General features: G+C 65.5%; 20 protein-coding genes. 9 read left to right on the forward strand and 11 right to left on the reverse strand.

The features are described from left to right. Window positions 1-96 precede the first annotated feature (96 nt). The 4 genes from AC3WJR_RS15760 (at window position 97) to ribA (ending at window position 5,355) form a co-directional block, all read left to right on the forward strand. Window positions 97-2,430 carry a DNA translocase FtsK gene (locus AC3WJR_RS15760; protein WP_492725906.1) on the forward strand — a complete coding sequence of 778 codons (2,334 nt, stop codon included), beginning with the start codon at window positions 97-99 and terminating at the stop codon, window positions 2,428-2,430. A gap of 287 nt (window positions 2,431-2,717) precedes the next feature. Continuing rightward, the gene (locus AC3WJR_RS15765) at window positions 2,718-3,281 is read left to right on the forward strand and encodes a LolA family protein (protein ID WP_492726194.1); all 564 of its coding nucleotides are present in this window, start codon (window positions 2,718-2,720) and stop codon (window positions 3,279-3,281) included. 212 nt (window positions 3,282-3,493) lie between these two features. After that, entirely contained in the window at window positions 3,494-4,285 is a 792-nt protein-coding gene (locus AC3WJR_RS15770) for an exodeoxyribonuclease III (protein WP_492725908.1), read from the forward strand. Beyond that, entirely contained in the window at window positions 4,282-5,355 is a 1,074-nt protein-coding gene (ribA, locus tag AC3WJR_RS15775; RefSeq protein ID WP_492725910.1) for a GTP cyclohydrolase II, read from the forward strand. The genes AC3WJR_RS15770 and ribA overlap by 4 nt, the downstream gene beginning before the upstream one ends. A 136-nt stretch (window positions 5,356-5,491) precedes the next feature. On the opposite strand, the gene AC3WJR_RS15780 is transcribed toward ribA, so the two are convergent. Together AC3WJR_RS15780 and AC3WJR_RS15785 are read right to left on the reverse strand one after the other, a co-directional pair. Beyond that, a complete protein-coding gene (locus tag AC3WJR_RS15780) occupies window positions 5,492-6,154 on the reverse strand; it encodes an HAD family hydrolase (RefSeq protein ID WP_492725912.1) in 663 nt (220 codons plus the stop codon). A 19-nt stretch (window positions 6,155-6,173) separates the two neighbouring features. Further along, window positions 6,174-6,851, reverse strand: coding sequence for a YggS family pyridoxal phosphate-dependent enzyme (locus AC3WJR_RS15785; protein ID WP_492725914.1), 678 nt, complete (start codon window positions 6,849-6,851; stop codon window positions 6,174-6,176). A gap of 22 nt (window positions 6,852-6,873) precedes the next feature. Here AC3WJR_RS15785 and AC3WJR_RS15790 point away from each other — a divergent pair, with 22 nt between their 5' ends. After that, window positions 6,874-7,383 (forward strand): thiamine phosphate synthase, encoded by a 510-nt coding sequence (locus tag AC3WJR_RS15790; protein ID WP_492725916.1) that lies wholly within the window; start codon window positions 6,874-6,876, stop codon window positions 7,381-7,383. A 123-nt stretch (window positions 7,384-7,506) separates the two neighbouring features. Here the strand turns inward: AC3WJR_RS15790 and AC3WJR_RS15795 are convergent, their stop codons facing one another. After that, on the reverse strand, window positions 7,507-8,217 hold the full coding sequence (locus AC3WJR_RS15795) for a hypothetical protein (protein WP_492726196.1): 711 nt from the start codon (window positions 8,215-8,217) through the stop codon (window positions 7,507-7,509). Window positions 8,218-8,495: 278 nt separating this feature from the next. On the opposite strand from AC3WJR_RS15795, the gene AC3WJR_RS15800 reads away from it, so the two are divergent. Genes AC3WJR_RS15800 through AC3WJR_RS15815 form a run of 4 tightly spaced genes read left to right on the forward strand, consistent with a single transcriptional unit; the run spans window position 8,496 to window position 13,160 of the window. Next, the gene (locus tag AC3WJR_RS15800; protein ID WP_354278721.1) at window positions 8,496-8,945 is read left to right on the forward strand and encodes a DUF3576 domain-containing protein; all 450 of its coding nucleotides are present in this window, start codon (window positions 8,496-8,498) and stop codon (window positions 8,943-8,945) included. 13 nt (window positions 8,946-8,958) lie between these two features. Further along, window positions 8,959-11,613: a leucine--tRNA ligase gene (gene leuS, locus AC3WJR_RS15805; protein WP_492725917.1), complete on the forward strand. Its 2,655-nt coding sequence runs from the start codon at window positions 8,959-8,961 to the stop codon at window positions 11,611-11,613. Further along, window positions 11,610-12,122 (forward strand): LPS assembly lipoprotein LptE, encoded by a 513-nt coding sequence (lptE, locus tag AC3WJR_RS15810; RefSeq protein WP_492725919.1) that lies wholly within the window; start codon window positions 11,610-11,612, stop codon window positions 12,120-12,122. The genes leuS and lptE overlap by 4 nt, the downstream gene beginning before the upstream one ends. Before the next feature lie 21 nt (window positions 12,123-12,143). After that, the gene (locus tag AC3WJR_RS15815; protein ID WP_492725921.1) at window positions 12,144-13,160 is read left to right on the forward strand and encodes a DNA polymerase III subunit delta; all 1,017 of its coding nucleotides are present in this window, start codon (window positions 12,144-12,146) and stop codon (window positions 13,158-13,160) included. Window positions 13,161-13,167: 7 nt separating this feature from the next. Here the strand turns inward: AC3WJR_RS15815 and AC3WJR_RS15820 are convergent, their stop codons facing one another. The 8 genes from AC3WJR_RS15820 to rho form a co-directional block, all read right to left on the reverse strand. Next, complete coding sequence (locus AC3WJR_RS15820; RefSeq protein ID WP_492725923.1) at window positions 13,168-14,076, reverse strand: ParB/RepB/Spo0J family partition protein; 909 nt, start codon at window positions 14,074-14,076, stop codon at window positions 13,168-13,170. Further along, a complete protein-coding gene (locus AC3WJR_RS15825) occupies window positions 14,073-14,867 on the reverse strand; it encodes a ParA family protein (protein WP_492725925.1) in 795 nt (264 codons plus the stop codon). The genes AC3WJR_RS15820 and AC3WJR_RS15825 overlap by 4 nt, the downstream gene beginning before the upstream one ends. After that, window positions 14,864-15,478, reverse strand: coding sequence for a 16S rRNA (guanine(527)-N(7))-methyltransferase RsmG (gene rsmG, locus AC3WJR_RS15830; protein WP_492725927.1), 615 nt, complete (start codon window positions 15,476-15,478; stop codon window positions 14,864-14,866). The genes AC3WJR_RS15825 and rsmG overlap by 4 nt, the downstream gene beginning before the upstream one ends. Then, entirely contained in the window at window positions 15,475-17,319 is a 1,845-nt protein-coding gene (gene mnmG / locus AC3WJR_RS15835; protein WP_492725929.1) for a tRNA uridine-5-carboxymethylaminomethyl(34) synthesis enzyme MnmG, read from the reverse strand. Before mnmG ends, rsmG begins: the two co-directional genes overlap by 4 nt. 53 nt (window positions 17,320-17,372) lie before the next feature. Continuing rightward, a complete protein-coding gene (mnmE, locus tag AC3WJR_RS15840; RefSeq protein WP_492725931.1) occupies window positions 17,373-18,662 on the reverse strand; it encodes a tRNA uridine-5-carboxymethylaminomethyl(34) synthesis GTPase MnmE in 1,290 nt (429 codons plus the stop codon). Continuing rightward, window positions 18,659-18,886 carry a DUF6489 family protein gene (locus AC3WJR_RS15845; RefSeq protein ID WP_354279396.1) on the reverse strand — a complete coding sequence of 76 codons (228 nt, stop codon included), beginning with the start codon at window positions 18,884-18,886 and terminating at the stop codon, window positions 18,659-18,661. The genes mnmE and AC3WJR_RS15845 overlap by 4 nt, the downstream gene beginning before the upstream one ends. Window positions 18,887-18,980: 94 nt before the next feature. Then, on the reverse strand, window positions 18,981-19,622 hold the full coding sequence (locus AC3WJR_RS15850) for a YjbE family putative metal transport protein (protein WP_492725933.1): 642 nt from the start codon (window positions 19,620-19,622) through the stop codon (window positions 18,981-18,983). Between the two features lie 126 nt (window positions 19,623-19,748). Next, window positions 19,749-21,005: a transcription termination factor Rho gene (rho, locus tag AC3WJR_RS15855; protein WP_277969826.1), complete on the reverse strand. Its 1,257-nt coding sequence runs from the start codon at window positions 21,003-21,005 to the stop codon at window positions 19,749-19,751. Between the last annotated feature and the right edge of the window lie 66 nt (window positions 21,006-21,071).

Here is a 21,071-nt window from a genome sequence, read left to right on the forward strand (position 1 = left end):
CTCATACGACGCTGCCAATCGCGGAAAACTTGACGCGACCGCGTGAGAAGGCGATGATTCCGCGGGCACAGACAGCGAACATCGGGAAGACATTTCATGGCGAGCCAAGCGCAGCCACCGCTCTGGCGTGAGACGGTCAAGGCAGGCGCCGTGCGCAGCGGCGCGCTGCTCGGCGCGTTCTCGCTGCTTACGCTCGTCGTTCTGATGGTGATCGTCGTCGCGAGCTATCATGCGAGCGATCCGTCGCTCAACACCGCCTCGGCGGGACCCGCGCACAACTGGCTCGGGCGTCCCGGTGCGCTCGTTGCCGACGCGGCCTTCTGGATTTTCGGGCCTGCTGTTGTCCTGCTGCTGCCGACTATCCTGTTGATTGCGCTCAGACTTTGGCGCGACGTGCCGGTCGGGCGCTGGCGGCGGATGCTGCTGACGTCGGTGGGCGGCACGTTGCTGGCGGGGACGACCTTCGCGCTGGTCTCGGGTGCGGCGGTCGCCTGGTTGCCCGCAGGGTATGGCGGCGTGTTCGGATTGGCCTTGTCCAATCTGGTACGACTCGCGATCGGGCTGCTCGGCGATCCGGTCGCGATCCTGTGGACGACGCGCGGAATCGCGACGGCGTTCGGGATCGCCGCGCTGGTGTTGTGGGCGTATAGTTTCACGATCGACATGGCCGAGCGGACGCTCCGCATCCCGCGGATCGCCAAACGGCTGGGCGAAACGCGCCGGAATCGAGCAGAAACCAACGTGTTTGACGACGATTTCGTGCAGGATTCGGTCGATGATGACGCCAAACCGACCCGGAAAGTGTCGATGCCGCGCGCGATTGCCGCGCCCGATCCGCGCCCCGGCCCGGTCATCTCGGACCGGCAGGTCGCGCAATCGCCGCCACGCCCGCGGACGCAACAGACCTCGCTCGATCTCGGCGACAACACGCAGCTTCCGCCGCTCGACCTGCTGATCCCGACGCCGCCTGCGCCGGGCGGGCAGATCGACAAGGCAGCACTCGAACGCAATGCGCGGCTGCTCGAGACGGTGCTCGACGATTTCCACGTCAAGGGCTCGATCATCAACGTGCGGCCCGGTCCGGTCGTCACGATGTACGAGCTCGAACCCGCGAGCGGGATCAAGGCGAGCCGCGTGATCCAGCTCGCCGACGATATCGCGCGCAACATGTCCGCGGTGTCGGCGCGCGTCGCGACGATCCCCGGGCGGACCGTGATCGGGATCGAGCTCCCCAACGTGCGGCGCGAGATGGTCGGCCTGCACGAGCTGATCGGGTCGCAGACCTTCGAGGATCAGTCCGCCTCGCTCCCGCTGGTGCTCGGCAAGAACATCGCGGGCGATCCGGTGATCGCGGATCTTGCGCCGATGCCGCATCTGCTCGTCGCGGGCACCACCGGCTCGGGCAAGTCGGTCGGGCTCAACTGCATGATCCTGTCGCTGCTGTACCGGTTGAAGCCCGATCAGTGCAAAATGATCATGATCGATCCCAAGATGCTCGAACTGAGCATGTACGACGACATTCCGCATCTGCTCTCCCCGGTCGTGACCGATCCCGCCAAGGCGGTCCGCGCGCTCAAATGGGCGGTCGAGCAGATGGAGGATCGCTATCGCCAGATGTCGTCGATGGGGGTGCGCAGTCTCGCCAGCTTCAACGAGAAGGTGAAGACGGCGAAGGCCAAGGGCCAGCCGCTCGGGCGCAAGGTGCAGTGCGGCTATTCCGAGACCGGCCAGCCGATCTACGAGGAAGAGACGCTCGATTATCAGGTGTTGCCGCAAATCGTCGTGATCGTCGACGAGCTCGCCGATCTGATGATGACCGCGGGCAAGGAAGTCGAATTCCTGATCCAGCGGCTGGCACAGAAGGCGCGTGCGGCGGGCATTCATTTGATCATGGCGACGCAGCGTCCGTCGGTCGACGTCATCACCGGCGTGATCAAGGCGAACCTGCCGACGCGAATCAGCTTCCACGTCACCTCCAAGATCGATTCGCGCACCATCCTCGGCGAACAGGGCGCGGAGCAACTGCTCGGCAAGGGCGACATGCTGTATATGCCCGGCGGCAAGGGAATCGTCCGTGTCCACGGGCCGTTCGTGTCGGATGACGAAGTCCGCGCGGTCGCGGATCACTGGCGCGCGCAGGGCCAGCCCGATTACATCCAGTCGGTCACCGAGGAGCCCGAGGAGAGCTTCGCGCTCGACGGCGCGCCGACCGGCGAGGACAGCAAGGAAGACCAGCAATATCGCGCCGCGGTGCAACTGGTGTGCGAGAGCCAGAAGGCGTCGACCTCGTGGGTCCAGCGGCAGTTGCGCGTGGGGTATAACAACGCGGCACGGCTGATCGAGCGGATGGAGAAGGACGGCGTGGTGAGCCGGCCCGATCATGTTGGACGGCGCGAAGTGCTGCGCGACCGGGATGGGCATCCGGTCTGAGGGGTGCGCGGTCGGTTCACGGGGTGTTAAAGCGCGCACTGGCTTTAGGGAAAAATCGTTTCACAAAGGGCGCTTTGACAGGCGTGCGCTTCCCCGGCGAAGGCCGGGGCCCAGGAGCGGGCGGATAGAAGCAGGTGCTGCGCGCGTTACCTTGGCCTGTCCTGCTGGGCCCCGGCCTTCGCCGGGGAAGCGCCTCTATATCAGCCGGGAGCTCCCGCCCCCGCGTCAGGAGATCATTCGTGTCGTTTCGTTATTCGCTTCTAGTCCCGTTCCTCGCCGCTCCCGCTATGGCGATGGCCGCACCGTCCGCCGACCTGACGCTGGTGCAGAAGCACCTCCAGGCGGTCAAATCGATGACCGCCGACTTCGCGCAGACCGATCGTTCGGGGAAGGTGCTGACCGGCACGTTGACGCTCAAGCAGCCCGGCAAGATCCGCTTCCAATATCAAAAGGGCGTGCCGATCCTGATCGTCGCGGACGGCAAGTCGCTGTGGTTCCTAGATTACTCCGTCGGGCAGAAGCAGCGCTGGCCGATCGGCGGATCGCCGCTCGGCATCCTGCTCGATCCGTCGCGCGACATGAGCAACATCGCGACCGTCGTTCCGACCGGCAATCCCGATCTCGTCTCGGTCGATGCTGCCGACCCCAAGCATCCCGAATACGGCCGGATCAACCTCGTCTTCAAACGCAATGCCGCCGCCCCCAACGGGCTGATGCTGCAGGGTTGGGTCACGCTCGATTCGCAGAACAACCGGACGACGGTCAAACTCTCGAACCAGCAATTCAACGCTCCCGTCGCGGACAATGCGTTCAAGTGGAACGATCCCGTTCGCGCGACCGGAAAAAAGTGATGCCATTCATATTGGCGACAGGTTTGGAAGCCTAAAGCGACCTTGCGGATGTGGGGTGAGCCGGGATTTTTCCCCCTGTTGCCCGGACGCACCACTTCCCGCCTGCGTGACGAACGCTAGGTCGGCCCTCGCTCCATGCCCCCGGAGCGGGGGCCTTTCTGTATGCGCGTCACCGACTGGCGCTGTCGGAACCGCGCGGCTACACACTCCGAATGACGACCCTGAAGATCGTTTCGTGGAATATCAATTCGGTGCGCTTCCGCATCGAGATCGTCGAGCGTTTCCTGCGCGAGGCCGACCCCGACATCCTGTGCCTGCAGGAAACCAAGGTGATCGATCGCGACTTCCCGCTCGCCGCGTTTCGCGCGCTGGGGTACAAATATATCGTGCTCCACGGCCAGCGGATGCATCACGGCGTCGCGATCCTGTCGCGCGTCCCGCTCGCGGAAGACGACCGGTTCGACTGGCAGGCGAACATGGAAGCGCGGCATGTCGGCGTCCGGCTCGACAACGGCATGCGGATCGAGAATGTCTACGTTCCCGCGGGCGGCGACGTCCCCGATCGCAACGTGAACCCCAAGTTCGGGCAGAAGCTCGATTTCCTCGACCGGATGATCGACTGGTCGGCAGGGCTCGACGTCCCCACGTTGCTCGTCGGCGATTTCAACATCGCGCCGCTGCCCTCCGACGTCTGGGGACACAAGCAGTTGCTCGGCGTCGTCAGCCACACCCCGATCGAAGTCGACACGCTCGACCGGCTCAAGGCATCGAACAGCTGGGTCGATCTAGGGCGGCACTTCCACCCTGCCCCCGCGCGGCTCCATACCTGGTGGAGCTATCGCTCGGCCGACTGGACGGTCAACGATCGCGGACGGCGGCTCGATCATATGTGGGCGACCGCGGATGTTGCGGCGAAGGCGGTGCGGCACCATGTCTATGAGGAATGCCGCAGCTGGCTCAAACCCTCCGACCATGTGCCCATCATGACCGAATTCACTCTGTGATCACCACCGCGGGGGACGCGCACAAGACCGCACTGGCGATCGACGCGCTGCGGCGTGGCTGGCCGATCGCGATCGCGGGTGCGGACGGCATGCTTGCGCTGCTGCCGATCGAAACCGCGGACCCGGTGCGGCTCGCTGCGTTCGATCCCGCGGGCGTGGCACCCGTGCTGCTCTCCGCGGGGCGTGCGGCGACGCTCAAGCTTGCGAACCAGCGCGATGCCGCCGAGCCCGATGCCCCGGTGCTGATCGAACGCGCGCCGTGGGTCGATTTTGCGATGGCGACCGCGCTGTCCGATCCGCAGCTCGATCTCGACACACCGTTCAAGGGGCCGTTCCGCGCGATTCCGGTCGCGGCGCTGGAAGCCGCCAGCGCCGCCCTGACGCTCGCGCGCGTGGGCGGCGTGCTCCCGGCCTATTTCGCGATTGCGGACGAGCAGGCGGCGCTCGTGCTGACCCCCGCCGACATCGTCGCGCATGAAGACGCCGCGCGGCTCGCGATCGCGACGCGCGCGCATCTGCCGGTCGCGGATGCCGAGGATGCCGAGATCGTCGCGTTCCGCACCCCCGAAATGCCCGGCGAACATATCGCGCTGTTGATCGGCCAGCCCGATGATCGCGCGCCGCTGGTCCGGCTGCACAGCGAATGCCTGACCGGTGACGTGCTCGGCAGCCTCAAATGCGATTGCGGTCCGCAACTCGACGGCGCGATCCGCGCGATCCGCGACAGCGGCTGGGGAATTCTGCTGTATCTGCGCCAGGAAGGCCGCGGGATCGGGCTGATCAACAAACTGCGCGCCTATGCGCTGCAGGATCAGGGGTTCGACACGGTGGATGCCAACACCCGGCTCGGCTTTGCGGTTGATTCGCGCAATTTCGCGGTGGCGGCGCGGATGCTCGAATTGCTTGGGCAGACGCGCGTGCGGTTGCTGACCAACAACCCGCAGAAGGTCGCGCAGCTTGAGGCGGCGGGGATCGCAGTGTCGGAGCGCGTGCCGCACATCCTTCCGGCGAACCCGCATAATGAACGCTATCTCGCGACCAAGCGGGATCGGACCGGGCACCAGTTCTAAGAGCTACGCGGTAGGGGCGAGGAACGCCCTCCCCTCGCCTTTCCCATCCGTTCGTTTCGAGCGAAGTCGAGAAACCTGCGCTGGTGCCGGGTTTCTCGACTACGCTCGAAACGAACGGTGGGGGTGATGGAGCACCCTACCCCAGCAACCGCCGTACCTCACCGAAGTCCTCCGCGATGTCGTGCACCCCGATCTCCCGCAGCCTGTCCGCATGGTCGGGCCCGCAATGCGATCCGCCGACAAACCCGATGACATGCGCTCCCGATGCCACCGCCCCAGTCGCGCCGACGGGCGAATCCTCGAGGATCGCGCAGCGCGTGATATCGACGCCGATCGCGCGCGCGGCGTGGAGATACAGGTCGGGCGCGGGCTTGCCGTGCGTCACATGCTCCTTGCCCGAGAAGATCAGGTCGCCGAACGCCCCCTCCAGCCCGATATGCGCGAGATGCCGCCGGATCCACGCGGTCGAACTCGACGAGGCGATCGCCTTGGGCAAGTCCGCGGGCAGCGCCTCGATGAAGCGCACCGCGCCTTCGACCGCGCCTACGCCCTCGCGCATCGCACGATCGTCCTCGATCGCGCGGTGCGCGTAGAAATCCTCGGGCAGTGGCCGCTCGATCCATTGTTCGAGCGCGCTGATGAACTGCGGCCCCGACAGCCCCATGAAATTGGCATAGCTGTCCTCAGGCGTCGTCGGATGCCCGATCGCGGTGAGGTAACTCGCGATATGGCGATTTCCGACTTCTTCGCTCTCGATCAAGACACCGTCGAAATCGAAGATCAGGCCATCGAACTTCATGCACGTTCTCCGAGAAATATCATGTTCGTTCTCCGAACAGGGCGGTGCCGACGCGGACATGTGTCGCGCCCAGCATCACCGCGGTTTCATAATCGCCCGACATGCCCATGCTGAGCGCGTCGAGCCCGTTGTCGCGCGCGAGCTTTGCCAGCAGCGCGAAATAGGGTGCCGCTTCGGTATCGGCGGGGGGAACCGCCATCAGCCCGGCGACGGGTAGGTTGGCAGTGCGCGCCGCGGCGATCAGATCCGGCAGCGCGCCAATCGCGCAGCCGCCCTTCTGGTCTTCGTCGCCGATATTGACCTGCAGGAAGCACGCCGGGCGCCGCCCGAGCTTGTCGATCGCCTTGCCGAGCGTGGTCACCAGCGACACGCGATCGACCGAATGGATCGCGTCGAACAGCGCGACCGCGTCCTCGGCCTTGTTTGATTGCAACTGCCCGACGAGATGGAGTTCGACGTCGGGATAGGCCTCGCGCAGCGCAGGCCATTTCCCCTGTGCCTCCTGCACGCGGTTTTCCCCGAACGCGCGCTGCCCGGCGTCGAGCAGCGGGGTGATCTCCTCCGCGCTTCGGGTCTTGGAAACCGCGATCAGCGTCACGGATGCGGGTTTGCGGCCCGCCAGTTCGGCAGAATGCGCAATGCTGGCAGTGATGGCGGCAAGACGGGCGGCGGGGGTGGCGGGATGGGCGGTCGACATGGGGCGCGCTATAGGCGGTGTGATGGCCCTTCGTCACCCCGTCCGATCCGGCGATCGCAAGCTTCCCGCAGTTTGGCTGATGACCGACGAGCGGATGGGGGAGCGCCTGTGGGATGCGATTGCCCGCCTGCCACGCGGAAGCGGGATCGTGCTCCGGCATCATACCACCCCCTCCGACGAACGATTGCTATTGAAACGGCGGATGGCGCGCCTCGCCCGACGGCACGGGCTGCTATTGATCGACGAAGCCTCCCCCAAGACCGCGCCGATCCGGATCGGGCGCGCGCATTCGGTCCGCGAAGGTCTCGCGGCGCGGCGGGCGGGGGCGGCATTGGTGTTCGTCTCGCCGGTCTATGCCACGCGCACGCATCCTGGGGCGCCCTTCCTGGGGCCGCTGCGCGCCGCGACGATCGCACGCGCCGTCGGTCTGCCTGCCATTGCCTTGGGGGGGATGAATGCCCGACGCTATAGGCGGCTGGCGGGGCTTGGGTTTGTTGGTTGGGCAGCGATCGACGCGCTGACTCCGGAGTGAGCGTTTCTGCGGGCTTGATCGGTCGATGAGCGTACCATCGAACCAGTCACCCTGAGCGGAGCGGGTTATGCGGTCGTACACTCAACAAAGAAGGCATGCCGTTCAGCACGGCTTGACCACGCGTTAGAAGCGGAAGGCAGTCCCGATATAGACCGCACGGCTGTCGCGGCGGTCGTCGGTCGGCTGCTGCATCAGGCGGTCACGCTCGCTCTTGTACCGCACGCCCGCGGTCACATCGAGGCGACGCGTCAGCGAATAGGACCCGGCCACGTCGAGCGAATAGGCTGCAGGATCCTCGACCAGCTTCGGCCCATTGGCGAGCGGGCGATCCGCCATCGCGTTGACGCGACCCGAGAAGCGCTTGCCGGTATAGCTCACGCCGATATCGGCGGCTTCGCGGCTGCCCGGGACGCCGGCGAGATCGACCTTGGCGACATCGCCGGATACCGCGAGCCGCTTCCAGCCGACCGCAACACCCAGATTATACGCGATCGGCGTCAGCGCGACCGTCGATGCCGGGATCGGCGATGCGCGATCCGCGCGTGCGATCAGACCACGCGCCGAGCGCGCCTGGACCGCGACCGTCACCGCACGGCTGCCTTCGCGGCGCGTGTCGGACGGCGTGAAGCGGAAACCACTGGTGTCGAGGCCACCGCGCGCGAACATCGCCGCGAGGCGCGGGTCGGCAGACGCCGGCGTGAACGATCCGAGGCCGCGCACCAGCTGGGCACTGTGCTTGGTTACGAGTCGCGGTGCGGGTGCTTCGCTGGCGCCGACTGCCGGAGCCACGGCAATGCCGAGCGCAATCAGCGCTCCCGCGGCAATCCCTGACATCCAACGACCAAGCGACACTTCAGACCCCTTCACGTGTACCTATACGGCACTATCATGTTGCGAAGCGGCTACCATGATTCAATCCGGTAGCGCCACCATTCAGACTCATTTTCCCCCGACAGTGTCGTCAGGGACACACTATGGAACATCTCCACATTCCGCCGAGCAACGACCCCGCGCACCGGATCGCGGTACCGAGGTCCTGCTTGCGGCAAGCGCCGGACATTCTATAGATATCGCCCGAACCCCCGACACTCCGATTTGTTCAGGAACCGCCGATGATCCGCCGCCCACGCACTGCGATTATGCTTTCGCTCGCGCTCATCGCCCCGCTTGCACTCGGTGCGTGCGGGCATAAGGGCGGTCGCCCGAAGGGCCCGGACCTCGCGGCCTCCAAGGTCACGACGATCGGCGTCAACGCCTATCTGTGGCGCGCAAGCCTCGACACGCTGAGCTTCATGCCGCTGCTCCAGACCGATTCCAACGGCGGCGTGATCGTCACCGACTGGTATATCAACCCCGCCGCGCCGACCGAGCGCGTCAAGGTGACCGTGACGATCCTCGACCAGGATCTGCGCGCCGATGGCCTGCGCGTCGCTTCGCTCCGCCAGGTCAACCAGGGCGGCCAGTGGGTCGCGGCGCCAGTCCAGGCATCGACCGTCCAGAAGCTCGAAGACATCATCCTCACGCGCGCCCGCGATTTGCGCCGCGCTGCCGTAACCCAGTAGGAATACCCAACCAATGGCGTCACGCTTCAATGCGCTGAAGGCGGACGCGGCATGGCAGAAGGTGTGGGACGACCGCCGCACCTTCGCCGCGCGTGACGACAGTCCCAAGCCGCGTTCCTATGTTCTTGAAATGTTCCCCTATCCGTCGGGGAAGATTCACATGGGCCACGTCCGCAACTATACGATGGGCGACGTGCTCGCGCGGTTCCGCCGGATGCAGGGGATGGAAGTCCTCCATCCGATGGGCTGGGACGCGTTCGGCATGCCTGCCGAGAATGCGGCGATGGAAAAGGGCGTCCATCCGGGCGGCTGGACCCGCGACAATATCGCGACGATGAAGGCGCAGTTGAAGCGGCTTGGCTTTGCGCTCGACTGGACGCGCGAGCTGGCGACGTGCGAGCCCGACTATTACGGGCACGAGCAGGCGCTGTTCCTCGAGCTGTTCCGCCATGGCCTTGTCTATCGCAAGGAAAGCTCGGTCAATTGGGATCCGGTCGACACGACCGTGCTCGCCAACGAACAGGTGATCGACGGGCGCGGCTGGCGTTCGGGCGCTTTGGTCGAGCGGCGCAAGCTGTCGCAGTGGTTCCTCAAGATTACCGATTTCGCGGACGAGCTGCTCGAGGGCCTGGGTGCGCTCGAGCATTGGCCCGACAAGGTCAAACTGATGCAAGAAAACTGGATCGGGCGCAGCCGCGGCTTGCAGTTCCGGTTCACGCTTTCTTCTCCCCTCCCGCTTGCGGGAGGGGCCGGGGGAGGGCCTGTCGAGACCTCAACCGCCGCTAATCCGACAGCCCCTCCCCTAACCCCTCCCGCAAGCGGGAGGGGGATAGACTCGGTCGAGGTGTTCACCACCCGCCCCGACACGATGTTCGGGTCGAGCTTCGTCGCGGTCGCGGCGGATCATCCGATCGCGCAGGCGCTCGCCGAGCGGAGTTCCGAAGCGGCCGAGTTCATCGCCTTGTGCAAGCGCGGCGGCACCACCGCAGCGGAGATGGACACGCAGGAGAAGCTCGGCTTCGATACCGGGCTGACCGCGCAGCATCCGTTCGATCCCGACCTTCAGTTGCCCGTCTACATCGCCAACTTCGTGCTGATGGAATATGGCACCGGGGCGGTGTTCGGCGTTCCGGCGCACGACCAGCGCGATCTCGATTTCGCGCGCAAGTACGACCTGCCGGTGCGGCGTGTCGTCTCCGATGGCGACGTCACCGATCCGCTGTTCACCGGGAACACCGCCTATACCGGCCCCGGCACGCTGGTGAACTCGCACTTCCTCGACGGCATGGACATCGAGGACGCCAAGCGCGCGGTCATCACCCGCGCGGAGGATGGCGGATGGGGCACCGGATCGACCGTGTTCCGCCTGCGCGACTGGGGCGTGAGCCGCCAGCGCTATTGGGGCACGCCGATCCCGATCATCCACTGCGACGCGTGCGGCGCGGTGCCGGTCCCCGCAGACCAGCTCCCGGTCGTATTGCCCGAGGACGTCAGCTTCGACATCCCCGGCAACCCGCTCGACCGGCATCCGACGTGGAAGAACGTCCCCTGCCCGTCCTGTGGCGGGGCTGCGCGGCGTGAGACCGACACGCTCGACACGTTCGTCGATTCCTCCTGGTATTTCATCCGCTTCGCCAGCCAGCCCAAGGACAAGCCGTTCGACCGCGCGGTCGCCGAGCAATGGCTTCCGGTCGCGCAATATATCGGCGGCGTGGAGCATGCGATCCTCCACTTGCTCTACGCACGCTTCTGGACGCGCGCACTGCGGCATATCGGGATGCTTGACGTAGCGGAGCCGTTCGCGGGGCTGTTCACGCAAGGGATGGTCACGCACGAGACCTATAGCCGCCAGGTGACCGAGGTTGGCACCGACGGCACCGACACGATCACCAAGCCCTTGTGGCTGTCGCTCGACGACATCGACAAGCGTGGCGACGGCTATGTCGAGCGCGCGACCGGCGAGGCGGTCACGGTCGGCCGCATCGAGAAGATGTCGAAGTCGAAGAAGAACACCGTCGACCCCACCGGCATCGTCGACCAATATGGCGCCGACGCGACACGCTGGTTCATGCTTTCGGACTCTCCACCCGAGCGCGACTTGCCGTGGAGCGAAAGCGGGATCGAAGGCTCGTGGCGCTTCATCCAGCGCGTCTGGCGGCTATTCGATGGCGACAAGAGCGGCCAATCCGGCACCGTCGACGCCCCGCTCGACCGCAAGCTTCACCAGACGATCGCCGGCATCGCGGTCGATATCGAGTCGCTCGCGTTCAACAAGGCGGTCGCCAAGCTGTTCGAGCTGGTCAATGCGATCGAGCGCGCCGCCCCCTCCGCGTCGCGCGACACTGCGATCGCGACGCTGATGCGGCTTGTGGCACCCATGGCGCCGCACATTGCGGAAGAAGCCTGGGCCGCCGCAGGAAACGACGGCCTGATCGCCGACGCGCCCTGGCCCGAGGTCGACCCTGCGTTGCTGGTCGAGGACGAAGTTACGATCGCGGTGCAGATCAACGGCAAGCTCCGCGACACGCTGGTCATGCCCAAGGGCACTGCGCGTGACGTGCTCGAAGCCGCCGCGCTCGCGTCGGACAAGATCGTCCGCGCGCTCGAAGGCAAGACCCCGCGAAAGGTCATTGTCGTGCCCGACCGTCTCGTGAACCTCGTCGCATGATGCGCGCGTTCCCCATCCTCCTGGCGGCCAGCGCCTTCGCCCTCAGCGGCTGTGGCCTGCGGCCGCTCTATTCGGGCGGCAGCACGGGTACGGTCGCCACGACGCTCGCACAGGTCGATGTCGCGCCGATGGAAGGCAAGGCGGGCTGGCTGATGGGCAACGCGCTCCGCGACCGCCTGCACACGGGTCAGGGCGTGACGCCGCGCTACCGGCTCGAGATCAAGCTGGACGACAAGATCATCGGTCTCGGCATCCGGCGCGACGACAGTATCTCGCGCGAACGCCGCACGTTGCGCGCGCGCTATCAGCTCGTCGATCTCAGCAACGGTGCGGTGCTGCTCGACGCCGCAGCACGATCGGACGCGGGAATCGACTCGGTCCGCTCCGAATATGGAACGATCGCGGCGGAAAACACCGCGCTCGAGCGGCTCTCGCAGATCGTCGCGGATCAGATCGTCACGCGCGTTGCCACCTATGTCAGCCGTTCGGGCGACCGTGCGGCGCGCTGACGCCGCCCGGGCGCACCCCGCGTGAAAGCCACGCTCAACCAGCTGACTCGTGCGATCGACGCGGTCAGCCCGGACGTCCGGTTGTACGTCCTCTACGGCCCGGATGAGGCGGGCGCACGCGACGTCGCCAACCGCCTGGCACGTGCGCTCGGCCCCGATGCGGAACGGGTCGATCTCGACCCCGGGCAGATCAAGGCCAACCCGGGCCTGCTCGCCGACGAAGCCGCATCGCTCTCGTTGTTCGGGACCGCACGCCATATCCGTGTCGCAGGCGCAGGCGAGGAGAGCGTCGCCGCCTGCACGCTGCTGCTTGCGGCCGAACGCAGCGGCAACCCGGTGGTCGTCATCGCCCCCAGCGCCAAGGCATCGTCGGGCCTCGTCAAGCTCGCGACCGCCGAACCGCGTGCGATGGTCTGCGCCTTCTATGTCCCGGATGCCGGCGAAGCCGACAAGCTCGCCACCAGCATCGCGCGCGAACAGGGCCTGCGCACCACCGGATCGACCGCCGCGCGCATCGCTGCGGCGGCGGGCGGCGACCGCGCGGTGATGAGCCGCGAGCTCGAGAAGATCGCCTTGTTCCTCGATGCAGCGCCCGAACGCCCGCGCGAACTCGATGATACGACGTTGGATGCGATCGGCGCCGACCTTGGGGATTCCGAGATCTCGCGCGCGATCGAGGCGGCGATCGATGGCGGGCCGGACCGGCTCGCGGACGAACTCGCACGGCTTGCGGTTGCGGGCAGCTCGCCGATCCCGTTGCTTCGGCAATTGGTGCGCCGCCTGATGGCCCTGGCCGAACTGCGCGCCGAGATCGATGGCGGTGCGAACGCCAACACGCTGATGGAACGCGTCTTCTTCCGCGAACGGGCGGCCACCACGCGCGCGTTGCGGATCTGGTCGGCACCCGCGATCAGCGCCGCGATCGACCGCGTCCGCCGCGCCGAACGCGCGACGATGGCACCGCACAATGCGGGCAGCGTCTTAGCGGATCACGCGATTGTCGCGGTTGCGCGCATTGCGGCGCGCCAGAACAGTTAAACCAGCGTCAGAGCCGGTCGCCGGTCAGCCGCTGGCACACCATGTCGAGCTGATCGAGCGTCGAATAGCTCAGCGTCAACGTGCCGCCCTTGGGCCCGTAATTGACCCGGACGCCAAGCCCGAGCAGATCGCCGAGCTGATGCTCCAGCGCCGCTAGGTCGGGATCGCGCCCTGCCCCATCCCCGCGACTGTCCGAATCACGCTGGCTTGGCTTGGACGCGCGCACGAGCTTCTCCGTATCGCGGACCGACAACCCACGATCGACGACTTTGTCCGCGAGCGCCTCGACGTCTGGCGCGCCGATCAGCGCGCGCGCGTGGCCCATCGTCAGCTTCCCGTGCAGCACCCGTTCCTGCACCTGCCGTGGCAATTCGAGCAGCCGCAGCAGATTGGCGATATGGCTGCGAGACTTGTGGACGAGCTTGCCGAGCGCATCCTGGGTATGCCCGAAATCGGCGATCAACCGCTGATACGCCTCGGCCTCTTCGATCGCGTTGAGGTCCTGCCGCTGGATATTCTCGACCAGCGCGACTTCCAGAGTCTGCGTGTCGTCGAAGTCGCGGACGATTACCGGGACTTCATGGAGCCGCGCGCGCTGTGCAGCGCGCCAGCGGCGTTCGCCCGCGACGATCTGATAGCCCGTGCCATGCGGCCGCACGACGATCGGCTGGATCAGCCCGCGCTGCGCGATCGACTGGGCGAGTTCCTCGAGCGCGCTTTCCTCGAAATGGCGACGCGGCTGACCCGGATGCGGGGTCAGCGACCCGACCGGTAAGGACCGGATCCCCGGCGAGGTCCCCGTCTGTGCACCACCGACCGGCTCCTCGCGCGCAAGGTCGCCCATCAGGGCATTCAGGCCCCTGCCAAGGCCGGAGCGGGGTTTCGGGCGGGAAAGCGGGGTTGGTGCGTCGGTCATGCGGCTCTGGCTGGCTGAGGGGCGATTTGGGTCGGCAGGCGGTCGATCATCTCGCGGGCCAGCGCGATATACGCTTCCGACCCCAGGCACCTATGGTCGTAGATCAATGCCGGAAGCCCGTGGCTTGGCGCTTCCGACAGGCGGACGTTGCGGGGGATCACGGTGTCGAACACCACCTTCCCCAGCACCGCGCGCACATCGGTCGCGACCTGTTCGGTCAGCCGGTTGCGACGGTCGTACATCGTCAACGCGACCCCCATGATCGACAAGCCAGGGTTGAACCGCTCGCGGATCCGCTCGACCGTGTTGAGCAACTGGCTGAGCCCTTCGAGCGCGAAGAACTCGCATTGCAGCGGCACCAGCAACGCGTTGCTCGCCACCAGCGCGTTGAGCGTCAGCAAACCCAATGACGGCGGACAATCGATCAGCACCACGTTCCAGCGATGGTCGGATCGTGCCAGCGCACGCGACAAGCGATGGGTGCGTTCCTCATATTCCACGAGCTCGATTTCTGCCCCGGACAGGTCGACCGTCGCCGGCACGACGTCCAGCAACGGGACGACCGTAGAAACCGCGGCGGCTTCGATCGTCACTTCGCCGAGCAATATGTCGTAGGTCGAATGCAGCCGATCCGCACGACTGATGCCCAGCCCGGTCGAAGCATTTCCCTGCGGATCGAGGTCTAGCAACAGCACCCGCAACCCCGTCGCGGCGAGCGCAGTGCCAAGATTGATCGCTGTCGTGGTCTTTCCCACGCCGCCTTTTTGATTCGCGATCGCAATGACGTTCATCGACGTGTCACCCCTGATGCGAGTACGATCATCGACGTTGGGTCGGTGATGCTATGTTCCACGTGAAACACACCATGCCATGCCTTCTGCGCACTGGCCACCTCTTCCAGCGCGGACTTGCCTTTTGGCAGGATCCACCGTGTGTTTATCGTGGCTGATCGCGCGCACCAGTCGAACAAATTGTCGAGCGAGGCGACTGCGCGCGCGGTGATGACATCGGCGGGAACCGCGACGGTCTCTACCCGGGCACACTGCACCTGCACACGCGCCGCGTCGAGATCGAGTGCCTGGACAAGGTCCGACAGGAAGGTGGCTCGACGACGGCGCGGTTCAACCAGGCTGATATGATGCGCGCCGAGGATCGCAAGTACGATCCCGGGAAATCCTGCACCGCTGCCGACGTCCAGCCAATGCCCGGCGTCGGGCGCATGGACGAGCAACTGCGCTGAATCAACGATATGCCGATTCCAGATGTGATCGACCGTTGATGGCGCGATCAGGTTCTGGCGGAGCGTTTCATTGACGGCATGATCGACTAGCACCGTCAGTCGATCGACCGCCGCATCTCCATGCCGCTCGGCAATCCAGCCCTTTGCTTCGTCTTCGGTCATGCTGCCCTTCGCCGAACATGGAGGAGGATCGCCGTCAGGGCGGCGGGCGTGATGCCGCGGATCCGCCCTGCGCCACCGAGCGTCGCGGGTCGCGCTGCTGTCAGTCGTTCGATCATTTCCGTCGATAGCCCCGCAATCGCATCGAACGCCAAGTCCACCGGAAGCAAGATCGTATCGTTCGCACGCAAGGCGATGACCTCCTGCTCCTGCCGCTCGACATAAGGCGCGTAGCGTGCATCCTCGGCCGCCTCGCTTCGCACATCGACCGCGATGGCGTCACTCAGTTGCGGCACCACCATATCGAGCGTGACCCCCGCAACCCGCAACCATTCCGCCCCATTGCGAATTTCGGGATTGGCTTCGATCGGCGCACCCCGTTCGCGCAGAGTCGCGTTCGACACCTTCTGGTCGAGAACCGCGGCGACATGAGCAAGCTGCTCTTGCCGTGCCTGCAGGCGTGCCTGACGCTTGGGCCCGAGACATCCCAGGCCGTCCGCGATGTCCGATAGGCGCGTTTCCGCATTGTCTGCGCGAAGCCGCAGGCGGAATTCCGCGCGCGCGGTCAGCATCCGATACGGCTCGGTAATCCCCTGCAGGACGAGATCGTCGATCATCACCCCCAGGTAGCTTGATGCCCGATCGAGCACCAACGTCGCCCGGTCCATCGCCCGCGCGGCCGCATTGATCCCCGCCACGAGTCCCTGCCCCGCCGCTTCCTCATACCCCGTCGTACCGTTGATCTGCCCGCAACAGAACAGCCCCGGCATGTCGCGTACCTCGAGCGTCGGGGACAGCGCGCGTGGATCGATATGGTCATATTCAACCGCATATCCGGGCGCGAGGATTGTGGTGTGTTCGAGGCCGGGGATCGTCGCGATCATCGCCTGCTGGATATCGAGCGGCAATGAGGTGGAGATGCCGTTCGGGTAAATGATATGGTCGTCCAGGCCTTCCGGTTCGAGAAAGATTTGATGTCCATCGCGGTCGCCGAAGCGATGGATCTTGTCTTCGATCGACGGGCAATAGCGTGGCCCCTGCCCCGCGATATCTCCGCCGAACAACGGCGAGCGATCGAGTCCTGCGCGAATGGCGTCATGCGTTGCCGGCGTGGTGCGCGTAATCGCGCAATGCACTTGCGGCAGAAAGCGGGATGGCGACGCGGGCGACATCGTCCAGGGATCGGCGTCACTCGGTTGCTGCGCAAGCGCTGCCCAGTCGATCGTGCGACCATCAAGCCGGGGTGGCGTTCCCGTCTTCAGCCGCGCCATCGGCAGTTGCGCGGCATAGAGTTGCGCTGCCAGTTCTGAGGCGGCTGCTTCGCCGATCCGTCCACCGACACTGCGGTCTTCGCCGCAGAACATCCGCGCACCGAGGAACGTACCCGTTGCCAGAATCACCGAGCGTGACCGAAGGTGTCGACCGTCCGCCAGCGTCACCCCGGTCACGGTCTGCGTGTCGTCAATGATCAGCGCGATTACCTCGCCAGTCACGACATGTAGGCACGGTTGTTCCGCGAGCATTTCCTGGATCGCCGCGGCGTAGCGTTTGCGATCGGCCTGCACCCGCGGACCTTGCACAGCTGCGCCTTTGCTGCGGTTGAGCATGCGATAGTGAATGCCCGCGCGATCGGTAGCACGCCCGATCAGCCCATCGAACGCATCGACTTCCCGCACCAGATGCCCTTTGCCTAGCCCGCCGATCGCAGGATTGCACGACATCGCACCAATCTTGCTCGCGTCGAAACTGACCAAGGCAGTTTGCGCACCCCGTCGCGCCGACGCGGCAGCCGCCTCGGTCCCGGCGTGACCGCCGCCGACAACGATAACATCGAACTGTTCCATACTGTCTCGCTAGGTCGCCACGCACCTGCTGTCAAAACGTTCCACGTGGAACATCACTTGCCGATGCAGAAATGGCTGAAGATCGAGTCGAGCACATTCTCAATCCCGCTCCGTCCGGTCACCTGATCGAACAGCCGCAGCGTTGCGCGCACCTCCTCGGCAATGACCAACAGGTCGCGTTGATGCTGCGCTGCACCCAGACGGATGGTGCAGGTGCGAAGCAAGGCGCGTTGCCGCACGTTGATCGTCAATGCGTCCTCCTCTGGGAGCAATTGCGCAGCGCGCCGCTCTATCTCCTCCCAAAGCGTGTCGACCCCAACCCCGGACTTTGCCGCAATCCCCAAACGCCCCGGGGGGCTGAGCTCCCGTCCGGCAACGTCAGTACGCGCATGGACCAGCAGATACTCGTCGCGATCGGGCGCCGCATCGTCGAGCCACAGGACGATATCGGCACCCACCATCGCCGACCTCGCGCGTTCGATCCCGATCTGCTCGATTTCATCCCCCGGCGTGTCGGTCAGTCCGGCAGTATCGGTGACCGTGTAGGCGATCCCGCGCCGGACCACCGAAGCCTCGATCCGGTCGCGCGTGGTCCCCGATATCGCGGACACGATCGCCACGTCTCGTCCCGTCAAGGCATTGAGCAACGTCGATTTTCCGCTGTTGGGCGGTCCAGCGATGACCACGCGCACGCCGTCATGCAACCGCTCGACCGGCGGGGCGGCGAGCAGGTGATCGATCCCCTGTGCGATGATGGCAATCTTTGCGATCGTCCGCTCGACCGGCACATCGCTGACATCGTCCTCGTCCGAAAAATCGAGCGCCGCCTCGATCTCCGCGGCGACCGCCACCAAGGCATCGGTCCAGCGATCGATTTCGGCCCGCAGCCCGCCCTCTGCGACACGTAGCGCCGCCTTGCGCTGGCTTTCGGTCTGGGCAGCGAGCAGATCGCCAAGCCCTTCCGCCTCGGTCAGATCGATCCGCCCGTTCGCGAGCGCCCGCCGGGTGAATTCGCCGGCGTCCGCCAGCCGCGTCCCCGGAACGCATCCGATCGCCGCCTCGACGGCTGCCACGACCGCACGACCGCCATGAACATGAAACTCGACCAGATCTTCGCCCGTCGCGGTCGTCGGCCCGGGGAAATACAGCACAACCGCGCGATCGAGCAGCACGTCCGTGTAAGGGTGCCGCAAGGCGCGAACCGAAGCCCGCCGCGGTGCCGGCACAGATCCGGCAAGCGCGGTCGCAACGCCGCACGCCCCTGCCCCACTGACCCGCACAATCGCAATCGCCGCGGGAGGCGCACCGCTCGACGTCGCGTAGATCGTGCCGTCGCCCGTCACTTCTTGGTCGCGGTCTCGAACATCTGGCGCCACATCGCCATTCCGGCATCGCCCATCGGCATCCAGCTGCGCATCACGGTCTCGAGCATCTCGGGCGCGACCGAGCCGTCCATCGAGGTGGTCAGCATCTGAAGATATTTATCGTGCACCGGCGCCATGTCCGGCAGCCCCATGAACCGCCGTGCTTCCTCGGGCGTACAGTCGACTTCGACGTTGATCTTCATCGTGGCTTCTCCGCTCGAGCGGGCGAGCCGCCGCGCTGCTTGATGGCCCTGTATGCGCGCGATCATGCCTGGACCGCAACGCCCCCTGCAGCGGTCAGCGGCGCGCGAGCCATGCCAGCACGCCGACCTCGGGATCGACCACCCCGTCGAAGATCATCCGCCCGGCGACGAACAGGATGACGATCAGCCCGATATAGGCGATCCAGGCATGTTTACCGATGATCCGCGCGATGAAGTTCGCCGCGACCGCCATCAGCGTGACCGACAGCGCAAGCCCGAAGAACAGCACCGAAGGGTGCGCACGCGCCGCGCCTGCCACCGCCAGAACGTTGTCGAGGCTCAGCGAAAGATTGGTGATCGCGACCTGGACCGCGGCTTGCGCAAAGCTCTTGGGCCGCTTGGGAACGTGTCCGGCTGCGTCGATGTCTTCAGAAGGGCCATGCGATCGGATTTCGCCGAACAGCTTCCACGCCACCCACAACAGCATCAACCCGCCGACCAGCAGCAGCCCGACGACGTGGAGCAACTGCGTCGCGATCAGCGCGAAGCCGATCAGGCACACCAATGCCATGATGATCCCAAGCCCGAGCACCTGCTTGCGCTGCTTGGGTGGAAGCCCCGCGGCAAGCGTGCCGAGAACCATCGCATTGTCGCCCGAGAAGATCAGGTCGATCAGGATCACCTGCCCCAGCGTAGCGAGCCCCGCGGCGGTGAAGACGTCGGCAATATCGAACATGGTGCTACCCCACACGGCAATGGCCGGGATCGGGCATCACCCCCATCCCGGCCATTCCAAACCGCTGAACATCTGCGCAAGCCTAGTCTTTACCCTTCGGCACCAGGTCTTGTGCAGCGGAAATGATTACTGGTTCATGCTTTCGAAGAAGTCTTCGTTGGTCTTCGAATTCTTCATCTTGTCGAGCAGGAACTCCATCGAGTCGATCGTGCCCATCTGCATGAGGATGCGGCGCAGCACCCACATCTTCGAGAGCTTGCTCTGGTCGACCAGCAACTCTTCCTTGCGCGTGCCCGACTTGCCGACGTCGAGCGCCGGGAAGATGCGCTTGTCCGCGACCTTGCGGTCGAGCACGATTTCGGAGTTACCCGTGCCCTTGAATTCTTCGAAGATCACTTCGTCCATGCGGCTGCCGGTATCGATCAGCGCGGTCGCGATGATCGAGAGCGATCCGCCTTCCTCGATGTTACGCGCGGCACCGAAGAAGCGCTTCGGGCGCTGGAGCGCGTTCGCATCCACACCACCGGTCAGCACCTTGCCCGACGACGGCACGACGGTGTTGTAGGCACGGCCGAGACGCGTGATCGAGTCGAGCAGGATCACGACGTCCTTCTTGTGCTCGACCAGGCGCTTGGCCTTTTCGATCACCATTTCGGCGACCTGGACGTGGCGCGTCGCGGGTTCGTCGAAGGTCGAGCTGACCACCTCACCCTTGACCGAGCGCTGCATGTCGGTGACTTCCTCGGGGCGCTCGTCGATCAGCAGGACGATCAGGAACACCTCGGGGTGGTTGTCGGTGATCGCCTTGGCGATGTTCTGGAGCATCACCGTCTTGCCGACGCGCGGGGGCGCGACGATCAGCGTGCGCTGGCCCTTGCCCTGCGGCGAGATGATGTCGATCACACGCGCCGACTTGTCCTTGACGGTCGGGTCGGACGGGTCGAGCGTGAGCTTCTGCTCGGGATAGAGCGGCGTGAGGTTGTCGAAATTGACGCGGTGACGGACCGCATCGGGATCGTCGAAATTGACCGCGGTGAGGCGCACCAGCGCGAAATAGCGTTCGCCATCCTTCGGCCCGCGGATCTCGCCTTCGACCGTGTCACCGGTGCGCAGGCCGAACTTGCGGACCTGGTTGGGCGAAATGTAGATGTCGTCGGGACCTGCGAGATAGTTCGCCTCGGGGCTGCGCAGGAAGCCGAAGCCGTCGGGGAGCACCTCGATCGTGCCGAGGCCCATGATCTGCTCGCCCTGCTCGGCCTGAACCTTGAGGATCGCGAACATCAGATCCTGCTTGCGCAGCGTCGACGCGCTCTCGATGCCGAGTTCCTCGGCCATCGCGACCAGCTCGGCCGGCTTCTTGTTCTTCAGGTCTTTGAGATGCATTTCGGGCGTCCGGAGCATGGAGATGCGAGGGAGGAGCTTCAGTCGGCGAAGGGTACGCGACGATGC

Source organism: Sphingomonas sp. FW306-05-A, from assembly GCF_058782275.1.